At 61.2% G+C, this 19,062-nt stretch carries 17 protein-coding genes and 1 pseudogene; 5 read left to right on the top strand and 13 right to left on the bottom strand.

The features are described 5' to 3' along the window. Positions 1 to 250: 250 nt before the first annotated feature. The 7 genes and pseudogenes from ACMGGG_RS11110 to ACMGGG_RS11080 all read right to left on the bottom strand — a co-directional run bounded on the left by ACMGGG_RS11110 (position 251) and on the right by ACMGGG_RS11080 (position 6,479). Positions 251 to 946: an IclR family transcriptional regulator gene (locus ACMGGG_RS11110; protein ID WP_414155485.1), complete on the bottom strand. Its 696-nt coding sequence runs from the start codon at positions 944 to 946 to the stop codon at positions 251 to 253. A 190-nt stretch (positions 947 to 1,136) separates the two neighbouring features. After that, positions 1,137 to 1,283: pseudogene (locus ACMGGG_RS11105) on the bottom strand (hypothetical protein); the annotation flags it as partial. A gap of 51 nt (positions 1,284 to 1,334) precedes the next feature. Beyond that, a complete protein-coding gene (locus tag ACMGGG_RS11100; protein WP_414155484.1) occupies positions 1,335 to 2,366 on the bottom strand; it encodes an amidohydrolase family protein in 1,032 nt (343 codons plus the stop codon). Between the two features lie 20 nt (positions 2,367 to 2,386). Further along, positions 2,387 to 3,703: an OprD family porin gene (locus tag ACMGGG_RS11095; RefSeq protein ID WP_414155483.1), complete on the bottom strand. Its 1,317-nt coding sequence runs from the start codon at positions 3,701 to 3,703 to the stop codon at positions 2,387 to 2,389. A 64-nt stretch (positions 3,704 to 3,767) separates the two neighbouring features. Further along, positions 3,768 to 4,640, bottom strand: coding sequence for an ABC transporter permease (locus ACMGGG_RS11090; RefSeq protein WP_112898273.1), 873 nt, complete (start codon positions 4,638 to 4,640; stop codon positions 3,768 to 3,770). Beyond that, positions 4,633 to 5,448, bottom strand: a complete 816-nt coding sequence (locus ACMGGG_RS11085; RefSeq protein WP_414155482.1) for an ABC transporter ATP-binding protein — start codon at positions 5,446 to 5,448, stop codon at positions 4,633 to 4,635. The genes ACMGGG_RS11090 and ACMGGG_RS11085 overlap by 8 nt, the downstream gene beginning before the upstream one ends. After that, positions 5,448 to 6,479, bottom strand: coding sequence for an ABC transporter substrate-binding protein (locus ACMGGG_RS11080; RefSeq protein ID WP_414155481.1), 1,032 nt, complete (start codon positions 6,477 to 6,479; stop codon positions 5,448 to 5,450). Before ACMGGG_RS11080 ends, ACMGGG_RS11085 begins: the two co-directional genes overlap by 1 nt. Before the next feature lie 203 nt (positions 6,480 to 6,682). On the opposite strand from ACMGGG_RS11080, the gene ACMGGG_RS11075 reads away from it, so the two are divergent. Then, positions 6,683 to 7,603 carry an SMP-30/gluconolactonase/LRE family protein gene (locus ACMGGG_RS11075; protein ID WP_414155480.1) on the top strand — a complete coding sequence of 307 codons (921 nt, stop codon included), beginning with the start codon at positions 6,683 to 6,685 and terminating at the stop codon, positions 7,601 to 7,603. 45 nt (positions 7,604 to 7,648) lie between these two features. After that, complete coding sequence (locus ACMGGG_RS11070; RefSeq protein WP_414155479.1) at positions 7,649 to 8,980, top strand: MFS transporter; 1,332 nt, start codon at positions 7,649 to 7,651, stop codon at positions 8,978 to 8,980. A 4-nt stretch (positions 8,981 to 8,984) separates the two neighbouring features. On the opposite strand, the gene ACMGGG_RS11065 is transcribed toward ACMGGG_RS11070, so the two are convergent. Then, positions 8,985 to 10,211: an MFS transporter gene (locus tag ACMGGG_RS11065; protein ID WP_112898269.1), complete on the bottom strand. Its 1,227-nt coding sequence runs from the start codon at positions 10,209 to 10,211 to the stop codon at positions 8,985 to 8,987. A gap of 82 nt (positions 10,212 to 10,293) precedes the next feature. Beyond that, on the bottom strand, positions 10,294 to 10,971 hold the full coding sequence (locus tag ACMGGG_RS11060; protein WP_112898268.1) for an RraA family protein: 678 nt from the start codon (positions 10,969 to 10,971) through the stop codon (positions 10,294 to 10,296). A 222-nt stretch (positions 10,972 to 11,193) separates the two neighbouring features. Here ACMGGG_RS11060 and ACMGGG_RS11055 point away from each other — a divergent pair, with 222 nt between their 5' ends. The 3 genes from ACMGGG_RS11055 to ACMGGG_RS11045 all read left to right on the top strand — a co-directional run bounded on the left by ACMGGG_RS11055 (position 11,194) and on the right by ACMGGG_RS11045 (position 14,584). Then, positions 11,194 to 12,171: a hydroxyacid dehydrogenase gene (locus ACMGGG_RS11055; protein WP_063544921.1), complete on the top strand. Its 978-nt coding sequence runs from the start codon at positions 11,194 to 11,196 to the stop codon at positions 12,169 to 12,171. 81 nt (positions 12,172 to 12,252) lie between these two features. Then, positions 12,253 to 13,581 (top strand): MFS transporter, encoded by a 1,329-nt coding sequence (locus ACMGGG_RS11050; protein ID WP_063544920.1) that lies wholly within the window; start codon positions 12,253 to 12,255, stop codon positions 13,579 to 13,581. Positions 13,582 to 13,666: 85 nt separating this feature from the next. Next, entirely contained in the window at positions 13,667 to 14,584 is a 918-nt protein-coding gene (locus ACMGGG_RS11045; protein WP_414155478.1) for an amidohydrolase family protein, read from the top strand. A 339-nt stretch (positions 14,585 to 14,923) separates the two neighbouring features. On the opposite strand, the gene ACMGGG_RS11040 is transcribed toward ACMGGG_RS11045, so the two are convergent. The 4 genes from ACMGGG_RS11040 to ACMGGG_RS11025 all read right to left on the bottom strand — a co-directional run bounded on the left by ACMGGG_RS11040 (position 14,924) and on the right by ACMGGG_RS11025 (position 18,952). After that, positions 14,924 to 15,943 (bottom strand): transketolase family protein, encoded by a 1,020-nt coding sequence (locus ACMGGG_RS11040; RefSeq protein ID WP_063544918.1) that lies wholly within the window; start codon positions 15,941 to 15,943, stop codon positions 14,924 to 14,926. Then, on the bottom strand, positions 15,943 to 16,788 hold the full coding sequence (locus ACMGGG_RS11035) for a transketolase (protein WP_063544917.1): 846 nt from the start codon (positions 16,786 to 16,788) through the stop codon (positions 15,943 to 15,945). Before ACMGGG_RS11035 ends, ACMGGG_RS11040 begins: the two co-directional genes overlap by 1 nt. 17 nt (positions 16,789 to 16,805) lie before the next feature. Next, positions 16,806 to 18,104 carry an MFS transporter gene (locus tag ACMGGG_RS11030; RefSeq protein ID WP_063544916.1) on the bottom strand — a complete coding sequence of 433 codons (1,299 nt, stop codon included), beginning with the start codon at positions 18,102 to 18,104 and terminating at the stop codon, positions 16,806 to 16,808. A 98-nt stretch (positions 18,105 to 18,202) separates the two neighbouring features. After that, positions 18,203 to 18,952 (bottom strand): SDR family NAD(P)-dependent oxidoreductase, encoded by a 750-nt coding sequence (locus ACMGGG_RS11025; RefSeq protein WP_414155477.1) that lies wholly within the window; start codon positions 18,950 to 18,952, stop codon positions 18,203 to 18,205. Positions 18,953 to 19,062: the final 110 nt, after the last annotated feature.

The raw sequence follows: 19,062 nt of genomic DNA, 5'->3' as shown, positions 1-19,062 counted from the left end.
TGGGGATTTAGTTCGTGCCAGCGTGTTGGTTGGGTCTTGCGTATGGGCACTACGTGTGCCGCCATGCTGAGCTGCCAGCGACACTGGGCTATTTATTGTGTGTCGTGAGCATGCTTGCTCCGAGACTTGTTGGCGATGAGCCTCCCCTCGATGGACGTTCAACCAGAACCTGCGCTGGCAAACGTTCCGACTAGATGGGCAACTGGTTTCCAACGCCAAGACGGCCGCCGACACAGGACCAGGTCCGGCGTCAGCCTGCGGCCTTGCAGCCAAGGCTGCGCATGAGGTCGCGCGCTGTTTCGAAGAACATCTGCTTGAGGTTGTGCGCACTTTCTTCGGTCAAGCGACTGGCGGGCCCGGAAATGACCAGCGCCCCCATGGTCTCGCCTTGAGCGCCATAGATCGGCAGAGCCATGGAGGCGGCGTGGGGATCCGTGGCCCCTCGGGAATAGAAAGGGTTTTGCAGCGCAATGCCCACCTCATACGGCGCGCGCAGAGCTTGCGCACCCGCAGCCTCGTCCATCGGGCGCATATCGCCAGGCTGCATGATGAGCCGCAGCCGATGAGAAGAATTCACCCGATACTGGCACATGCGGTAGGCGCCGTGGCGCACATAGAAGGAGGCGGTCTCCCCCGACTGTTCGGCCAGGTGATGCAACCGTGGCATGACATGTCGTTCCAGATCGAGCGCTTCCTGATACACAGCGTTCAAGCGCATCACCTCGCTCGCCAACTGATAGCGGCCGTCGGCCATGCGCGTGATGAAGCCATGATTTTCGAGCGAAACCATCAAGCGCATGATCGTGCTCTTGATAAGCCCGGTGCGTTCCACCAACTCGACCAGGCTCAGCGCTGAATCGCCGATCTGAAACGCTGTGAGCACGGTCAGGACTCGGTCTGCCGAAGCCACGCCATTTACCGCTGGACGCGGTCGCGCTTTCACCATTTGCAAAACCTCACATGAAGAGTGCCCTGAATGTACGCACGGGCAGAAAGCGCCCATTATCAGACAATGGCTTGGCTGTGGCCAACTGCAGATGCGCCTCGCAGACGCTAAAATGCCAGCAGGCCGATGATTGCGCCTGCTGGCAACGGGTAGAACGGCTGTTACGGACCGGAGCTGCGCCGCGCTGCGATTACACCGCCAGGGCGCGGGCGTGTAGCTCGGTGTTGAGAATACGGTCGTTCTCGCTGTAGTCAACCGGGCAGTCGATCACATGCACACCCGGGTTGGAGATGCAGTGATCCAGCAGCGGCAGCAACGCATCGGCGCTCTCGACACGAATGCTACCCGTCGGACGGCCGGCATCGTTTTGCCGCTCCTGAGTGCGCGGTCAGGCCCTCCCCTCTGCAATCTTGTAAGTTGCCCGAGCAGTGCCGCTGAACAGCCAGTCTTTCTCGGCGTCGGTAAAGTCCGCGACCACACGCTTGAATGCGTTCCATAGCACGCCGTAGCCGAACATGCCCTTGTCGACGGGAAAGTTGCTTTCGAACAGGCAGCGCTCTACACCGAAGCAGTCTATGGCCAGAAGCAGGTATGGCCGCCACAACGCAGCCAGCAGGGCCGACCCCGGCGGCTGTGGGGCGATGTGGTGATCGAAACCTGACACTTTCATTCCCAGTCCTCCCAGCTTCAACCGCACGTTGGCACATTGCGCCAACTGCCGAAGGTCAGCCGACCAGCGCGCGAACACTTGCTCACGCTGGCCTGCATAAGGCCCGGCACCCAGCGGCCCGCCCAGATGGTCAACAACGATGACCAGTTCCGGGAATGACCGGGCCACCTCAAGTACCTCGCCGAGCTGGGTATGGTAGGCCCAGATATCCAGCACCAACTCACGCTGCTGAAGCTGGGCAAGCCCTTGCTGGAAGGCTGGCTCCAGCAGAATGCCTGCAGGCGGTGGTTTGGGGTTGGACACCAGCCTTGGGTCTGCATGCCAGGCCGTTGTATTGCGGATACCGCGCAGGCGCGGGCCGGCACGCTGGAGCATTTCGTCGAGCACCGGCGCCACGGCATCGCCCAGCAACAGGTTGGCGCCACCCACGATGGCCTGGCACAGCCGTACGTCACCTAACACTCCGCTGGCACTGTACGCCGCCACACCGTTGGCGTACTCGACCTCCCCCACCGCCTGGAACGGCTCCGGACGGTCCACGGCCAGCATCGAACGGCACTGGATATACACCGAGGCCACCAGCCGATGTCCGCAGGCCATGTCGGCCAGATAATCCTCCATCATGTAGCGCTGACCGGGCCGATCCCACAGATGGTGGTGGGCGTCAATGATGGCCCTTTCGGGGTCCAAGGCTGCTTCACTTACCTGGGCAAGCCACTCCGGTCGAACCGGGGCATGGGGGGAATGCATGGTCAGCTCCTGCTACTGGCTCAGAACAATGCCACGGTATAGTTGACGATCAGGCGATTCTGGTCAGCATTACGGGCCGCTTCGCTGTGGGACTTGCCGTTGCGCCAGGCCACTCCCAGGCCCTTGAAGGTGCCACTCTGGATCACATAGTCGAGGGAAAAATCCCGCTCCCATTCCGACTGCTCGGCGCCACCTGCGGTCTGTATATGCTCCCCTTTGAGGTACATCACCGAAGCCTTGAGCCCAGGCACGCCCAGCGCAGTGAAGTCATAGCCGTATTGCGCGAAGCCGGTACGCTCGCCGGCACGGGTGAAGCTCAGAAGCATCTTGTCGGTCCACAGATACAAGCTGCTGCCACCGGCGCCCTTGTCGATCGACCCTTGGTTGATCTGCACGAAGTTGCTGTTATCGGAAACACTCTGGTAACCCAGCATCAACGAATGGCCACCCAGGCGGTAGGTAAATGCCGCACTCCACAGGTCGCTGTCGATTTCGCCGTCGCCATTGGCGGTATAGCCGCCGACCGTATAGCCTCGCGCCCGTCCCGACGCACTGCCGTTGGCACCGTCCGAGCGGGTGCGGAAGTAGCGCAGGTCGGAGGTCAGCGAGCTATCGTCAGCGAGCGCCAGTGTGTGATTGAGGCCGGCGAAATGCTGCTGGTAATAATCCTGCAACTCACCGACGTAGTACTGCAGCATCAGGGCATCGCTAGCACGATAGTCCGCGCCGGCAAAATAAAACCGGTCGCTTTCCTGCGTACCGCCACTCACGGCCATGCCCGTCAGGTCAGTGGACGCCCGGCCTCTGGCGCGGTTGAGTGCACCCCCTACCAGGGTCAGGTTTTCGAACTCCTTTGACTGCAACTGCGCGCCTTGGAAGGTTTGCGGTAGCACCCGGCCATCAGAGGCTACCAGCACGGGGATCTTCGGCATCAATTGCCCCACTCGCAGCTCGCTCTTGCTCGCCTTGAGCTTCAGGGTCGCACCCGCACTGCCCCACTGGTCCGCTGCATGTTCACCAGCAGAAGGGATCATCGTGCTGCCCGCGTGCCGACCACGCCCGCTGTCCAGGGTGATACCCAGCATGGCGGTCGCATCCACGCCAACACCGATTGTCCCCTCGGTGAATCCGGAGCGCACGTCGAGCAGAAAGCCCTGCGCCCACTCTTCGGTCTTCGACGGCTGGGCGGTGCCATCTCGATTATCGCTGTTGAAGTAAAAATTGCGCATCGCCAGGTTGGCATGGCTATCCGTAAGAAAATCCGCTTGCGCAGGCAGCGTCAGGAGGCCACCACCGGCCACAAGTGCAAAACCACAGAAAGAACGTGAGGATTTCAAGACAAAGGCTCCCTGGGCACCCGAGTACGGGTGCCTGTTTCTTGTTATTGGAATTGACGCAGACTTAGCCCTGCATGCCCCACCGGCGTACTGTGAGCAATTCGATGCTGCGGAACACCAGGCCTTCGACGACCAGGCCGATGACGATGACCATCAGCAGGCCGGCAAATACATGTGGCGTTTCCAGCGCATTGCGATGCTGGAACACATACCAACCCAGGCCGCCGGAATTACCGGAAACGCCGAATACCAGTTCGGCGGCAATCAAGGTACGCCAGGCAAACGCCCATCCAATCTTCAGGCCTGCCAGGATCGATGGCACCGCAGCTGGAATAAGGATGCGCGTGACCAGGCGCAAGCCGCGCAAGCCGTAATTGCGCCCAGCCATGCGCTGGGTCTGGCTGACTGACTGGAAACCCGAATAGGTATTGAGCGATACCGCCCACAACACCGAATGCACGATCACCAGCATCAGGCTCTGGATGCCCAAGCCAAACCACAGCATGGCCAGCGGCAGAATGGCGATGGCTGGCAGTGGGTTGAACATCGCCGTCAAGGTGGCCAGCACATCGGTACCGAGCCGGGTCGAAACCGCCAGTGAGGTGAGTACCGCCGCCAGGGCGATGGCCAGTGCGTAACTCATCAACAGCACTTTGAGCGAGCTGACTACCGCCAGCGGCAGGACACCATTGAACACGTCCTGGGTCATGGCCTGCACCGTCTCGCTGAAAGTCGGGAACATCAGCGGGTTGTCCAGGTAACGGGCGTAGGCCTCCCAGAGCACGGCCAACACCACGAGCACCAGCGCCCGGCGTACCCCGGTATGTGCGAACAGCCGCTCGAACATGCCCAGTCGCCTGGCGACATCGCCCACTTGACCGGGTGGAACCGGTGCGTATTCGAAATCGGCACGTGGCAGGATGACAGGCTTATTCATGGGCAGTCTCACTGTGACCAAAGAGCATGTGGCTGATGCGCTGGTGCAGATGGCCAAAGGCCTTGCTGCCCTGGTCGGCGAAGCCGAAAGCGCTGGCGTCGAGTTCGGCGCGAACCTGCCCCGGGTGCGGGGTCAGCACGAGAACTCGGGTACCCAGCACGATCGCCTCGTCGATCGAGTGGGTGACGAACATCAAGGTGAACGGGGCCTGATTCCACAACTCCAGCAATTCCTCCTGCATACGCCGGCGGGTCAGCGCATCCAGCGCGGCGAACGGCTCGTCCATCAGCAACATGGCCGGCTCCATCGCCAAGGCGCGGGCAATGGCTACCCGTTGCTTCATCCCGCCCGACAACTGGTGCGGGTAGGCGTCCCTGAACTTCTCCAGGCCAACCTTGGCGGCTGCGCGCGCCGCCCGCTCGGCAATTTCATTGCGCGGGAAGCGCCCGGTGACCTGCATGGGGAACATGATGTTGGCAATGACCGTTTTCCAGGGCATCAGTTGGTCGAATTCCTGAAATACCATCATGCGATCAGGGCCAGGTTCGCGGACCACCTGCCCATCAAGGCAGATCTGGCCAGCCACCGGCTCGACAAACCCGGCGACGCTCTTGAGCAGGCTCGACTTGCCGCAGCCTGAAGGGCCCAGCAAGACGAAGCGATCGTTGCGCTGCACGTCAAACGAAACGTGATGGGTCGCGGTGATCAACTGATCACGTGTTTTGTACTGCAAGGTGACGTTGTCCACATTCAGCAGCGCGCGTGCGCTGGCTTGCGCGGGCAAGGCGGTCGGGGACACCAGGCTCATCAGCTACCCTCCCCGTCGGCAACAGGGGCGAAGAACACCGCACGCCAATCGTCGGGGGCCTTTTTCAATGCACCGGACCGCACCATAAAATCGGCCAGGGCCATGACCCCGGTCGGCTGCACCGACCACTCACCACTGACCTGTCGCAACATAGCCTCGACCTGATCGAGCGACAGGCTTGACGGCTCGCTGGCCAAAAACAGTTCCGCTGCCTTGCGCGGCTCCCTGCGAATGTAGGCATTGGCCTCATCGATGGCCGCCACCACAGCAGCGCTTAACTGCGGGTTGTTCTCGACGAAGCGCCCGGTACTGGTCAGTACGCCGCTTGTCATGCGCATATCGAGCGCCGAAGAGAAGTCGAACAGCTTGCTGACCCTGGGATCCTGGGCCAGCTGATAGCTGTATGGGTTGGGGCCGATGTAGCCCTTGATGCCGGCTTTGTTCACCAGGCTGGAAGTCGCGTCAGGGTGAGGAAGACTGACCATCAAGCGGTCCAGCTTGTGGATCTGCTCGGGGCCGAACTGACGCTCGGCGGCCATCTGCAGCAGCAGGGCCTGTTGTCCGCTGGGCGAGCTAACGGCGATCTTGTCATCGGCCTTGAAGTCGGCCAGTGACTTGATCGCCGGGTCATTCACGAACAGGCCGTTGTCCCCGGCCACCAGCGCGCAAAGAGCCCTGACATCCAGCGAGCGACGCGTCTTCTCCCAGGCAATCAACGTCCCGGACAAACCATAGCCGCCAATATCGACATTGCCGCTGATGAGCGCGTCATTGATTGCCGGGGCACCACTGATGCGCTTGATCTCGAAGTCCGCGTTCGGGTGCCCATGGGCCTTGGCTTGCTGACGGAACATACCCAGCTTGTCGGCGACCGTGACCGGCAAGTAGGCATAACCGTACTGGATGGCAAGGGTAACGCGGTCTTGCTCAGCTTGCGCCGTCGCGCAGACTGCAGCCAGACCAAGGGCAATCGAGAGGCTTCTCAGGGGCAAACGAGGATGGCACAGCCTGCGCCATGGGCTTAGGTACATAGCAAACTCCACTTGTTATTATTTTAGAACGCCATTTCTTTTACAGAAGGTCATAAACATGCACCGTTCGTCAATAGCCAGTTTAAACGGGCAAAATCAATCGCATTTCCTATCGTCATGGTTTATTTTGCAACGGCATTGCAGTAAAAAAGAAAAGAAAAACAATTCGGACGCGCGTGCGTCCCTCCCCGCCAGGAGCGCCCATGAGCTTTTTCGCTGCCCCGCCGACCGTTGAAACCCGTGTTTTCACCCGCTTGCCCGAGCGCTTTCGCGACCCGCGCCCGACAAGCTGGGCCAATGCCAATCGTCAAGGCCGTGCCATCGACTCGTTCCTTGAGGGGCCCTCCTTCGACCGCCAAGGTCGCCTGTACGTGACCGATATCCCCAATGGACGGATCTTCCGCATTTCGCCACAAGGCGAATGGGAGCTGGTGTGTCAATACGATGGCTGGCCCAATGGCCTGAAGATCCACCAGGACGGCCGCATCTTCATCACCGACTACAAGCGCGGCATCATGCTGCTCGACCCGCAGACCGGTGCTATCGAGGCACTGCTCGACTCGGCAGGCTCCGAAGGCTTCAAGGGCGTCAACGATCTGGTGTTCGCGCCCAACGGCGACATGTATTTCACCGACCAAGGGCAGACCGGCCTGCAGGATGCCACTGGCCGCGTGTACAAGCTCGATTCCAAAGGCAACCTGACTTGCCTGCTGGGCACCATTCCAAGCCCCAACGGCATCGTCTACGACCCTCATCTGAATCATCTGCTAGTAGCTGTGACCCGCGCGCAACAGATCTGGCGCATCCCTCTGGGGAATGGGTCGATCGTCGGCAAGGTCGGGGTGTTCGCCCAATTGCATGGCGGCTTGGGCGGGCCTGATGGCCTGGCGCTGGATGCGCAAAGCAACCTGTACATCGCGCACACCGGCTTCGGCTCGGTGTGGAAGCTGTCGAAAGTCGCCGAGCCACTGCAACGCATCGTTTCCTGCGCAGGGATCAGCAATACCAACCTGGCTTTTGGCGGTGAAGACGGCCAGACCTTGTTCATTACCGAATCCGAGACCGGCAGCATCCTCCAGGTCCGCACCACCACCCCTGGGCTGGCCATGTACTCCCACAGCTGAACCCGCGCCTGTCAGCGCACACAACAACTACAAGAGAGTGACGACATGACCCACGAAACCACTACCCAGGCGCCGCTTAGCGACGCCGAGGGCGAACGTCTCATGCGCCGCGTCCTGTGGCGCCTGGTGCCGTTCATCTTCATCTGCTACGTGATCAGCTATCTGGACCGCACCAACGTTGGCTTTGCCGCCATCAGCATGAACCAGGACCTGGGCCTGACCGCAACGATGTTCGGTTGGGCGGCAGGGCTGTTCTTCTTCGGCTACTTCATGTTCGAGATCCCCAGCAATCTGCTGATGCAACGCTTTGGCGCACGTGTCTGGATTGCACGGATCATGATCACCTGGGGGCTGATCTCCATGGCCACGGCGTTCGCCACCGGGCCTGTCAGCTTCAGTATTGCGCGCTTCCTACTGGGCCTGGCCGAGGCGGGCTTCACGCCGGGTGTGTACCTGTATTTCACCTACTGGTTCCCGGGCAAATGGCGGGCAAAAGCTACCGCGGCGTTTCTGCTGGGGATTCCGGTGGCCAATATCGTCGGTTCGCCGTTGTCCGGCTGGCTGATGGAACAGCACGGCGTCTGGGGCCTGAAGAACTGGCAGTTGCTGCTGGTCACCGAGTCGATGCCGGCGGTATTGCTGGGTATCGCCTGCCTGTTCGTGCTGGTCGACAGCCCGGCCAAGGCCAAATGGTTGAAGCCACGTGAAAAAGCCTGGCTGAGCCAGCGTCTGGCCGAGGAACAGCAGGCGATCGGTGCCTCGCATGGCAATACCTTGCGCGCCGCGCTGACCAACCCAAAGGTGTTTACCCTGGCAGCCATCAACTTCTGCTGCATCGTCGGCTCCATCGGTATCGGCCTGTGGCTGCCGCAGATCATCAAAAGCCTGGGGATCGCCAGCGGAGTGGTCGGCTTCGTGGTGGCACTGCCCTACCTGCTCGGCGCCCTGGCCATGACGCTATGGGCACGCCTGGCGAACCGCAGCCAGCATCGCCTGCCCTACGTGGTCGGCGCACTGGCCACAGCCGCTGTAGCCCTGGTAGCTGCCGCGCTGATCGACCAGCCGCTATTGAAGATCGCCAGTCTGTGCATAGCGGTGGCGAGTATCCTGTCCTTCCAGGCCACGTTCTGGGCAATACCGTCCACCTTCCTCACCGGTCGCGCCGCGGCTGGCGGCTTGGCGATGATCGTATCGATCGGCAACCTGGGCGGTTTTACCGGGCCGTTTCTGATCGGCCTGATCAAGGATGCCACGCACAGCTTCACCTTACCGTTCTTCGCCGTGGCCTCGATCCTGATGATTGGTACCTGCCTTATGCTCTGGCTGGGCGACCCTGCCAAGCGTCAGACGTCGCACGGCCACGGCCAAGTCGCCTGAACCCTCATTTGCGGCGATGCAGGCCGAACTGGGCCAGCAGCCCCGCCGCCAATACCGCGCCGGCGATCGCCAAGGTCACCGGCGCGCCCCAGCGGGCGGCGATCAGACCAGCAGCCAAGCCACCGAGCGCCTCGAAACCAAAGCGCATTGCAATGTAGAAAGCGATGACCCGGCCGCGCAAGTGGCTGGGCGCGCCGCTTTGTAGCTGCATGTTGGTGCTGACGTTACTCAGGGTGATGCCAAAGCCCAACACGGCCAGCGCCAGCAGTGCCAGCGGCAGATTCCCTGCCAACCACAAACCGACCAGCGCCACCGCGGATGACAGCGCCCCGGCATCGGTGAACTGGCGCAACCGCGGCAAGGCGCCGCCTATCGCCAGCACCAGTGTCGCTACGAAGGCACCGGCACCCGCCGCGCCCCACAACCAGCCCAGTACGCGTGCATCGCCGGCGTACACCGACCTGGCCAGGATCGGCAAGAGCGCCGCGTAGCAGGATGCCAGCAGGTTGACCATGATGACGTTGATCAGCAATTGGCGCACGCTTTGGGTCTGCCACATATAGAGCATGCCTTCGCAAAACACCTCTGCGGTTGAGCCGCTGGCCTTGGGGCCTGCAGTGCCCCGCACTTTCAGCAAGCCCCCCAACAGCGCCATGAACGCCATCGCTGTGAGCGCAAAACAGGCCGCCTCCCCAGCGAAGGCAATCAGCGCGCCAGCGAGCGGAGGGCCCACGAACCGCGCCGCGTTGATCAACATGGCGTTGAGCACAAGAGCATTGGGCAGATCGGCCGGGTCGTCGACGAAACTGCCGATCAGCGCCTGGCGCAGCGGCGTTTCCAGGGCGTTGAGCAGGCCCAGCAGCAGAGCCATGCTAGCGATGAAAGCCCCGTCGACCCAAGCCTGCCAAGTCGCCACAGCCAGCACCAGCGACTGCAGGATCAGAATCAGCTGTACGATGATCAACAGGCGGCGCTTGTCGTGGCGGTCGATCCACGCACCGGCCAAGGGTCCGATCAACAATTGTGGCGCCAGCGAAAGAAAGGTTATCAGACCCAGCAGCACGGCCGAGCCCGTCAGGTGATAGGCCAGCCAAGCCAATGCTACCTGCTGCACCCACTTGCCGAGCGTGGACACACCCTGGCCGGCGAAATAGATCTGGAAATTACGGTGGGCGAGCGCCCTGACGGCCTTAGGCCAGTTCGATCGATGTGGCGACGATAAATCGGACAAGTCTGCGAATCCTCATAGGCCCGCACCCGGTACCGATCCATCGTCACGGTGCCCTCCATCGCAAGGGCACCGTCGGGCAGGATCAGCCTGGCAGCAGGCAGCCTTTTTTCTTCAAGGACTCCAAGACCCAGGTGCGGTCATTGGTGCCTTGGGCAATTTTTTCCATCTGGTCAGTTTCGGCAGCGTGCTTGGCAGTAGCCCCCGCATAAACCTCTGCTACATGGTCGTAAGGCACGCACAGCAAGCCATCGTCATCACCGATTACCAGATCACCCGGCTCGATCACCATACCATCAATGGCGATCGGCACGTTGATCTCGCCCGGGCCGTCCTTGTATGGACCACGGTGCGAAACACCCGCAGCGAACAACGGGAAGTCGCCAGCACCAATATTGGCCGCATCACGGATTGCACCGTTGATGACGATACCCGCCACACCGCGCTTGACCGCGTAGGCCACCATCATTTCGCCGATCAGGGCATTGGTCAGGTCACCCCCTGCGTCGACCACGATCACGTCGCCAGGCTGCGCAATGTCGATCGCGTAATGCAGCATCAGGTTGTCCCCTGGGCGCGCCTTGACTGTCAGGGCCGGGCCACATAGCACGCCTTCTCGGTGCATTGGACGCAGGCGGGCACCACCTGCGGTCATGCGATTCATCGAATCGCTGACGTTGGCAACCGGAACCTCGCGGTATCGCCGAACCCATTCCTCGCCGACTTTGCGTGCGCGCTCAAGCACTTGGAAGCCAATGCTCATGTGACCTACCTCTCTTGGTTTTATTCGATGTCATCGACTGTTGCCGAATCTGTTTTTAGAATTGCATTTCATTCTACCCAGCGCAATTTATTTTTTATCGCCATTCAAAGGGTGATATAGGATGCATGACTAAATTTCTTGCAACATCATTTCATTATGCTAGGGTTTCGTCATCGCCGCCAAGTGGCAGCGCACTGCCCTGATAAGAACAAGGTATCCATGATGTCCCATACCATTCTGCTGACCGGCCCTGCCCTTGCGGCCGAAGCCATGAACCTTGCCGCCCAGCACGGCGTCAAGATCGTCCCCACTACGCCCTACCTGCCCGAAGACGAGCTGGAAGCCATCATTCGCGCGGAGCAACCCGATGCCATCGTGGTGCGTCAGGGCAAACTGACTCGCGCCATGATCGAGGCATCGCCAAAACTCAAACTGATCGCCAAGCACGGGGTCGGCTACAACACCATCGATATCCAGGCAGCTGCCGAGCACGGCATTCCGGTATCGATCGCAGTGGGCGCCAACGCCCAGTCGGTGGCCGAGCACGCCTTTGCCCTGATGTTCAGCGTCGCCAGGCAGACTGCCCTGCTGGATGCGCGCATGCGCGACGGGCACTGGGACAAGGCGTCGGCCAACGGCATCGAGCTTTCGGGCAAGACCTTGGGTCTGGTTGGCCTGGGTTCCATCGGCAGTATCCTGATGGAGCTGGTCGCACCGCTGCGCATGAAGGTCAAGGTGTTTGACCCTTACCTGAAGGAATTGCCGGCACGCCTGCACGTCGAGCGGGAAGAGGATTTCGATCGCCTGCTGGCTGAAAGCGATATCATCAGCCTGCATTGCCCGCTGACCGAGACCAACCACAACCTGATCGGCGCTGCCCAGCTTGAGCGCATGCGGCCAGGCGCCATCTTGATCAACACCGCCCGCGGCGAGCTGATCGACACCAACGCCCTGGTGAAAGCGCTCAGCGAACGCCGCATCGCCGGTGCCGGCCTGGACACCTTCAATCCCGAGCCGCCACCTGCCGATAGCCCGCTGTGGGGCTTGCCTACCCTGGTCGCTACTCCGCACGTCGGTGCCAACACCTCAGAGGCACGTGACCGTGTAGGCCTGGTCTGTGTGAGGCAGGTACTCGAAGTCCTGGCGGGCAATGCTCTGGATCCGCGTTGCGTGGTCAACCGCCACCTGATCGACAGCTGATTGCAATCCACTCGCGCCGCTTCGCGAGAGGGGGCGCTTTTACCCCGCGTCACTCCAGAAAAAAAACAATTGGAGAGCATCATGATTTCAGCTACATCCACAGTGGATGACCTCGAACGCAGCACCATGCGCCGTGTTGCATGGCGCCTGCTGCCCTTTCTGATCGTCTGCTACCTCATCGCGATCATCGATCGCGGCAACATCGGCATGGCGTCCTTGCAGATGAACCAGGATCTGCAACTCACGGCCAAGGTCTTCGGTTTCGCCAGCAGCCTGTTCTTCTTTGCCTACTTCCTGGTCGAAGTGCCCAGCAACCTGGCCATGCAGCGGTATGGCGCGCGGATCTGGATTGCCCGGATCATGATCACCTGGGGCCTGATTTCCGCAGGTACGGCATTCGTCCAGGGTGCCAACTCGCTGTACGTCATGCGCTTCCTGCTCGGCGCGGCCGAGGCCGGCTTCTTCCCTGGCGTGCTGCTCTACCTCACCTACTGGTTGCCGTCTGCCTACCGCGCACGCATGGTGGCGCTGTTCATGGTGGCGATCCCGGCCGCCAACTTCATTGGCTCGCCGCTGTCCGGCCTGCTGCTGAGCCTGGATGGCTGGATGGGCTTGCGCGGCTGGCACTGGCTGTTCATTCTCGAAGGCATTCCGGCAGTGCTGCTGGGCATCGCCTGCCTGTTCGTGCTGACTGACCGCCCTGAACAGGCCAAGTGGCTGAGCGACGAGCAACGCGGCTGGCTGACCAACCGCTTGGCTGAAGAAGCTTCGAAGAAAACTGCCATTGGCCATATCTCGCTGTGGAAACTGCTGCGTCACAAGGATATCTGGGTGCTTGCGCTCATCTATTCGGGGGCTTCCGCGGCAGGTAGCACGATGAGCGTGTGGGCACCGCAGTTGCTTAAAACCTTTGGCCTCAGCGCCATGCAGATCGGCCTGGTCAATGCCATCCCGTACGGCATTGCCTCGGTGGTGATGATCATCTGGGGACGCAGCTCCGACCGCACCGGCGAGCGCCGCTGGCATACCGCGATGACCATGTTGCTGATCGCTGCCGGCCTGCTGATGACCCTGTTCACCTCATCGCTGGCGGCCACCGTCGTCATGCTGACCATGGTGCTGGTGGGTGCTTATTCGATGAAAGGCCCGTTCTGGGCACTGGTCTCGGGCTGGTTGTCTTCGTCTACCGCCGCTGCCGGATTGGCGGCTGTTGGCGCCATGGCCAACCTCATCGGTGGCGGCCTGATGGTGAATGCCTATGGCGCCATCCACGACGCCACCGGCAGCTATGCGCTTGCGCTGATGCCGCTGGCGGCGCTGTGCACGCTGGCTGGTGTCGCGGTGTTGGTGATCGGCCGCAAGCGCCAACGCGAGCAGGTTGAAGTGGCCACTGCAGTCAGCGCCAAGTAAGCCACCACCGCCGCACCCGATGCCCACCTTCCCTCGCGAACGTGGGCATCGTTCATTGACAAGAACAAAAAACCGAGGAATACCGATGACCTTGTCTCGACGCCAATTCTTGCAGGTGGGGGGCGCGCTGGGCGCCGCCGTTTCAATGGGTGCGCTGGCCAGTGTGCCGTTCAGCCAGGGTGAAGCGAAGCCACGCCTGACGCCACCCCCAGGCAGTGTCGACTGCCACATGCATTTGTACGACAGCCGCATCCCCGCTGCCCCTGGCGCCAGCCTGCTACCGCCGGATGCCTCCCTAGAGGACTACCGCCAACTGCAGCAGCGCTTGGGCATCCGGCGCATGGTGATCGTCACGCCCTCGACCTACGGCACTGACAACCGCGTCATGCTCGACGGTTTGTTGCGCAGTCGAGGGGATGCCCGGGGCGTTGCCGTAGTGGCCACTTCGGTTACTGACAAGGAGCTCACCACACTGCATGCAGCCGGCGTGCGGGGCATCCGCTTCAACCTCAGCGTAGGCAGCCAGGCTCTCGACGGCCTCGAGCAACTGGCTGCACGGGTCAATGAGTTAGGGTGGAACGTACAGATAGCAGCGGGCCCGTTGCTGCCCGAAGTGGCGCCACGGCTACTGGCCCTGTCCGCCAAGGTGGTCATCGATCACATGGGGCATGTGCCTCAACCCGAGGGAGTGAAATCCGAGGCCTACGCCTCGCTGGTACGGTTACTGGACACTGACAGAGCCTGGGTCAAGCTCTCGGCACCCTACCTGCGATCGAAAGCCGGTGCCCCCCTTTACGCAGATGTCGGGCGCGTGGCCAGTGCGCTTATCAGCCACCGCCCGGACCGAATGCTGTGGGGCAGCGACTGGCCTCATCCTACGCTGGCCAGCAACAGCAAGCCCGACGATGGCATGATCCTCGACCGTTTGATGGATTGGGCGCCAAAGGTAGAGACCCGAGCTTCCATACTGCGCGACAACCCCATCCAGCTGTACGGCTTCTGACCGCTTCCTACGCACGCAAACAATCACCCGCAACGTGCAGGTGATTTCGGCGTGTGGCGCGGCCCGGGTGGGTGCCGTCAGTGACTGATCATCCACGGGCGGCCCGCCGCCCTGGATTTCGAGCCGTTTAGGTTTGCGCGGGTGGGTTTGGCCGGTTTGCTCGGGCCACAGCAACCGCATCCACTCGGATGCCGCCGGCTCTCTTTGTACGCATCGACACTCATCGGCGCATGCGCACGGGTCTCGTTGCGCGCCATGGCCACGCGGGTACTGCCCGGCAAGCATCCAGCGCCCTTCCCTCCATCGCTGCCAGGGCTTCCATGCCCTGTCCAGCGATTATCAGAGCCAGGCTTTGATCTGCGCACACACGGCTTCGGTCGAGATACCGTAACGGTCATGAAGCGTCGGCAAGGCACCGGCATCGAGAAACGCATCGGGCAGCGCGATCTGGCGGAACGTCGGCGTAACGCCGTTGCGCATCAACAATCCGGCAACCGCCTCGCCCAAACCGCCGATGATGCTGCTGTTTTCGGCGGTGACCACCAGCCGTCCGGACTGCTTCGCTTCGGCCAGGATGGTGTGTTCATCCAGAGGCTTGATGGTCGGCACGTGCAACACAGCAACGTCGACACCATCGGCCTGGAGCTTGTTGGCCGCTTCGAGCGAGCGCATCGTCATCAGCCCGGTGGAGATGATGAGCACGTCCCTGCCGGTGCGCAGGGTCTTGGCCTTGCCGATTTCGAATTTGTACCCGTATTCGTCAAGCACTACCGGTACGTTGCCGCGCAGCAGGCGCATGTAGACCGGCCCCTGGTGAGCAGCGATTGCCGGCACTGCCTGTTCGATCTCCACGGCGTCGCAGGGATCGACGATCATCAGGTTTGGCATCGCTCGGAAGATGGCGAGATCGTCAGTCGCCTGGTGGCTTGGGCCATAACCGGTAGTGAGCCCGGGCAGCCCACAGACGATCTTCACGTTCAAGTTCTCCTCGGCGATTGCCATACAGATAAAATCGTAGGCGCGCCGCGAGGCAAACACGGCATAGGTGGTGGCGAAGGGTACGAACCCCTCCCTTGCCATGCCCGCAGCCGCGCTCATCAACAGTTGCTCGGCCATGCCCATCTGGTAGAAGCGGTCCGGGTGCGCCTTGGCAAAAATATGCAGGTCGGTGTATTTGGACAGGTCTGCGGACAGCCCGACAATTTCAGGGCGCTGCTCAGCCAGCGCAGCCAGGGCATGGCCAAAGGGCGCCGAGCGGGTCGCTTGGCCCTCAGCGGCGATCGAGGCGATCATGGCCGAAGTGGTCAGGCGCTTCTTGGTTGGCTCGGCAGTCGAAGTAGAACTATTCGGCTTGCTCATCACTGTTTTCCTTCTTCGAGATTGTTGAGCGCCAACGCCCATTCATGTTCTTCCACGCGTATGAAGTGGGTCTTTTCCCGCGTTTCGAGGAACGGTACCCCCTTGCCCATCTTCGTATCGCAAATGATCACGCGCGGTTGCGCGCCTGTGTGATTGCGCGCCGCATCGAACGCTGCGACCAGGGCTTCGATGTCATTGCCATCGACTCGCTGGGTGAACCACCCAAACGCCTGCCAACGATCGACGATTGGTTCAAAAGAAAGAATTTCGCTGGAATAACCATCGGCCTGCTGGTTGTTCACATCGACGATGGCGATGAGGTTGTCGAGCTTCCAGTGAGAGGCCGACATGACGGCCTCCCAAGTGGAGCCTTCATTGAGCTCACCATCTGACAAGAGGTTGTAAACGAAAGAAGTCGATTGCTTGCGTTTGAGGCCCAGGCAAGCACCAACCGCAATACCCAACCCCTGCCCCAACGACCCGCCGGTGATTTCCATGCCCGGCGTATAAGCAGCCATGCCGGACATGGGCAGGCGGCTGTCGTCCGAACCATAGGTTTCCAACTCATCGAGCGGGACGATTCGGGCCTCGATCAAGGCGGCATACAGCGCAATGGCATAATGACCGATGGACAGATAGAAGCGGTCGCGCGGTTCCCAGTCAGGATCATCGGACCGATAGCTCAGTGCATGGAAGTAAGAGACTGCCAGCAGGTCCGCAGCGCCCAGGGCCTGCCCCACATAACCTTGACCTTGCACCTGCCCCATGCGCAACGCGTGGCGACGGATGTTGTGCGCGCGCTCGGCCAGGCTCAAGGCGGGCTTCAGCATAGTGTTCGTATTCATTACGTAGCTCCGTTAACTCAACGATTGACCGCTGCAGCGGGGATGCGCAGGACCAACGAGGCCCCCGCAAGCAGGACGGCTGTAATCAGATACATGCCGATGGCGCTGGACCCGGTCTGGGTAGTGATCCACCCAATCAGGTAGGGCGAGCAGAAGCCGGCCAGGTTGGCAAAGCTGTTGACGGCGGCGATGCCTGCGGCAGCGGACACACCGCCCAGAAGCGTGGTGGGCAGCATCCAGAACAGCGAGGTGGCCGAGAGGATTCCCGACGCAGCCAGGCACAAGCTGAGGATCGACAGTGTCACGTTGCCGCCCATCAAAGCGGCCAGGCTGAGCCCCATGGCGCCGACAATCATCGGTATGATCAGATGCCAGCGGCGCTCGCGGTGCTTGTCGCCGCTGCGACCGACCAACAGCATCGCGGCAATGGCGCACAGGTAAGGCAGGCTGGACAGCATGCCGATGTGCAGCGGGTCAGATACACCGGCATTGCGCACCAAGGTCGGTAGCCAGAAGGTAATGGCGTACTGGCCCATGACCACACAGAAGTAGATGCCAGCCAGCAACCACAACCGACGGTCGCGGATGAATTCCCCCACCGAACCATGGCTGACTTTCTGTTGGTTGTCCTCGGCCAGTTCGCGGGTAACCAGGGCCTTTTCTTCGTCGTTCAGCCACGTGGCCTGGTGCACGCCGTCCTTGAGGTAAGCCAGTACCAGCAGGCCAACCAGCACCGTCGGCACCGCTTCGAGCACAAACATCCACTGCCAACCGGCCCAACCGTGCACGCCGGCAAACTGGTTCATGATCCAACCGGAGAGAGGCCCGCCAACCATGCCTGACAGTGGGATGGCGATGAACCACAACACCGTCATGCGTGCCCGGCGATAGGAAGGGAACCAGTAGGTAAGGTACAGCAGCAGCCCTGGCGCAAGGCCTGCCTCGGCGATACCAAGGAGGAATCGAAGGACGTAGAATTGCCACGCTGTTTCGACGAATGCGAACAGCGCGGAAATGATCCCCCAGGTGATCATGATGCGCGCGATCCATACCCGTGCGCCCACTTTGTGAAGGATGATGTTGCTAGGAACTTCGCAGAGAAAATAGCCTATGAAGAACATGCCCGCACCCAGGCCGTAGACTGTCTCGCTCAAGGCGAGATCGTTCATCATCTGCAGCTTGGCGAAACCGACATTGACCCGATCCAGATAGGCGCAGAGGTAGCACAGCATCAGGAACGGCATCAGGCGCCAGGCGGTCTTGCGGTAGGCGGAGGTACGCACGGTCGAAACCGCTTCGAGCGATAAGGTAGTCATGCTGGTCTGATCTCTTGTTGTTATTGGCAGCCAGGCCTGAAACTTGGCTGTCATTGATCCAGAACCGCGCGGGCCGGGGCCGGCCCGCCCACGTGTACTCAGTGAATCAGCATCCCGCCGTTGACATCCAGGGTAATGCCGGTCAGGTAGGTAGAGAGGTCGCTGGCGAGGAACAGTGCAGCGTTGGCGACATCCTGGGCCTGGCCAAGGCGGCCCAGGGGGATGCCTTCGATGATCGCGTGGCGGCGTTCATCCTGCATCAGCCCACCGGTGATGTCTGTGTGGATCAAACCCGGTGCGATGGAGTTGACCCGCACGTTGTCCGGCCCCAGTTCACGCGCCATCGCCTTGGCAAGGCCCAGCACGCCGGCCTTCGCGGCACTGTAGTGCGGGCCGCCAAAAATGCCCCCGCCGCGCTGTGCAGAAACCGAGGACATGCATACGATGCTGCCGCTGCCTTGCTCACGCATTTGCGGGATCACCGCCTGCGACATCAGCAGCGTGCCCCGCAGGCTGACATCCAGCACCTTGTCATAATCAGCACCACGGATATCCAAGATCTTCAGCGGCTGGGTAATGCCGGCGTTATTGATCAACACGTCGATGCGGCCGAAATGTTCAACAACCGTGGCAACAGCGCGGTGAACCTGGGCCTCGTCAGCGACGTTCGCCGCCAGGCCCAGATGGCTTTCGCCCAGTGAGGCGGCAGCATCGCGGGCAGCAGATTCGTCCAGATCGAGGATTACCACGCGGGCACCTTGCTGAGCGAACGTTGCGGCCGTGGCACGGCCAATGCCACGTGCGGACGCTGCGCCGGTGATGATTGCGACTTTACCTTGGAGAAGCATGTGTGAACCCTCTGTTTGTTGTTATGGGCCGATTCAGGAATCGTGGGTTCAGCTTGTGGCCCGCGAGCTACGTGAGCAATAACGTGAAAATCATCCGGTGCTGAAAAAAA

The sequence above is a fragment of the Pseudomonas sp. BNK-44-b genome (genome assembly GCF_047456245.1).
GTDB classification, from domain to species: domain Bacteria; phylum Pseudomonadota; class Gammaproteobacteria; order Pseudomonadales; family Pseudomonadaceae; genus Aquipseudomonas; species Aquipseudomonas machongensis.
The sequence above is the reverse complement of the archived record's forward strand: the minus strand, read 5'-3'. Positions and strand labels throughout refer to the sequence as shown.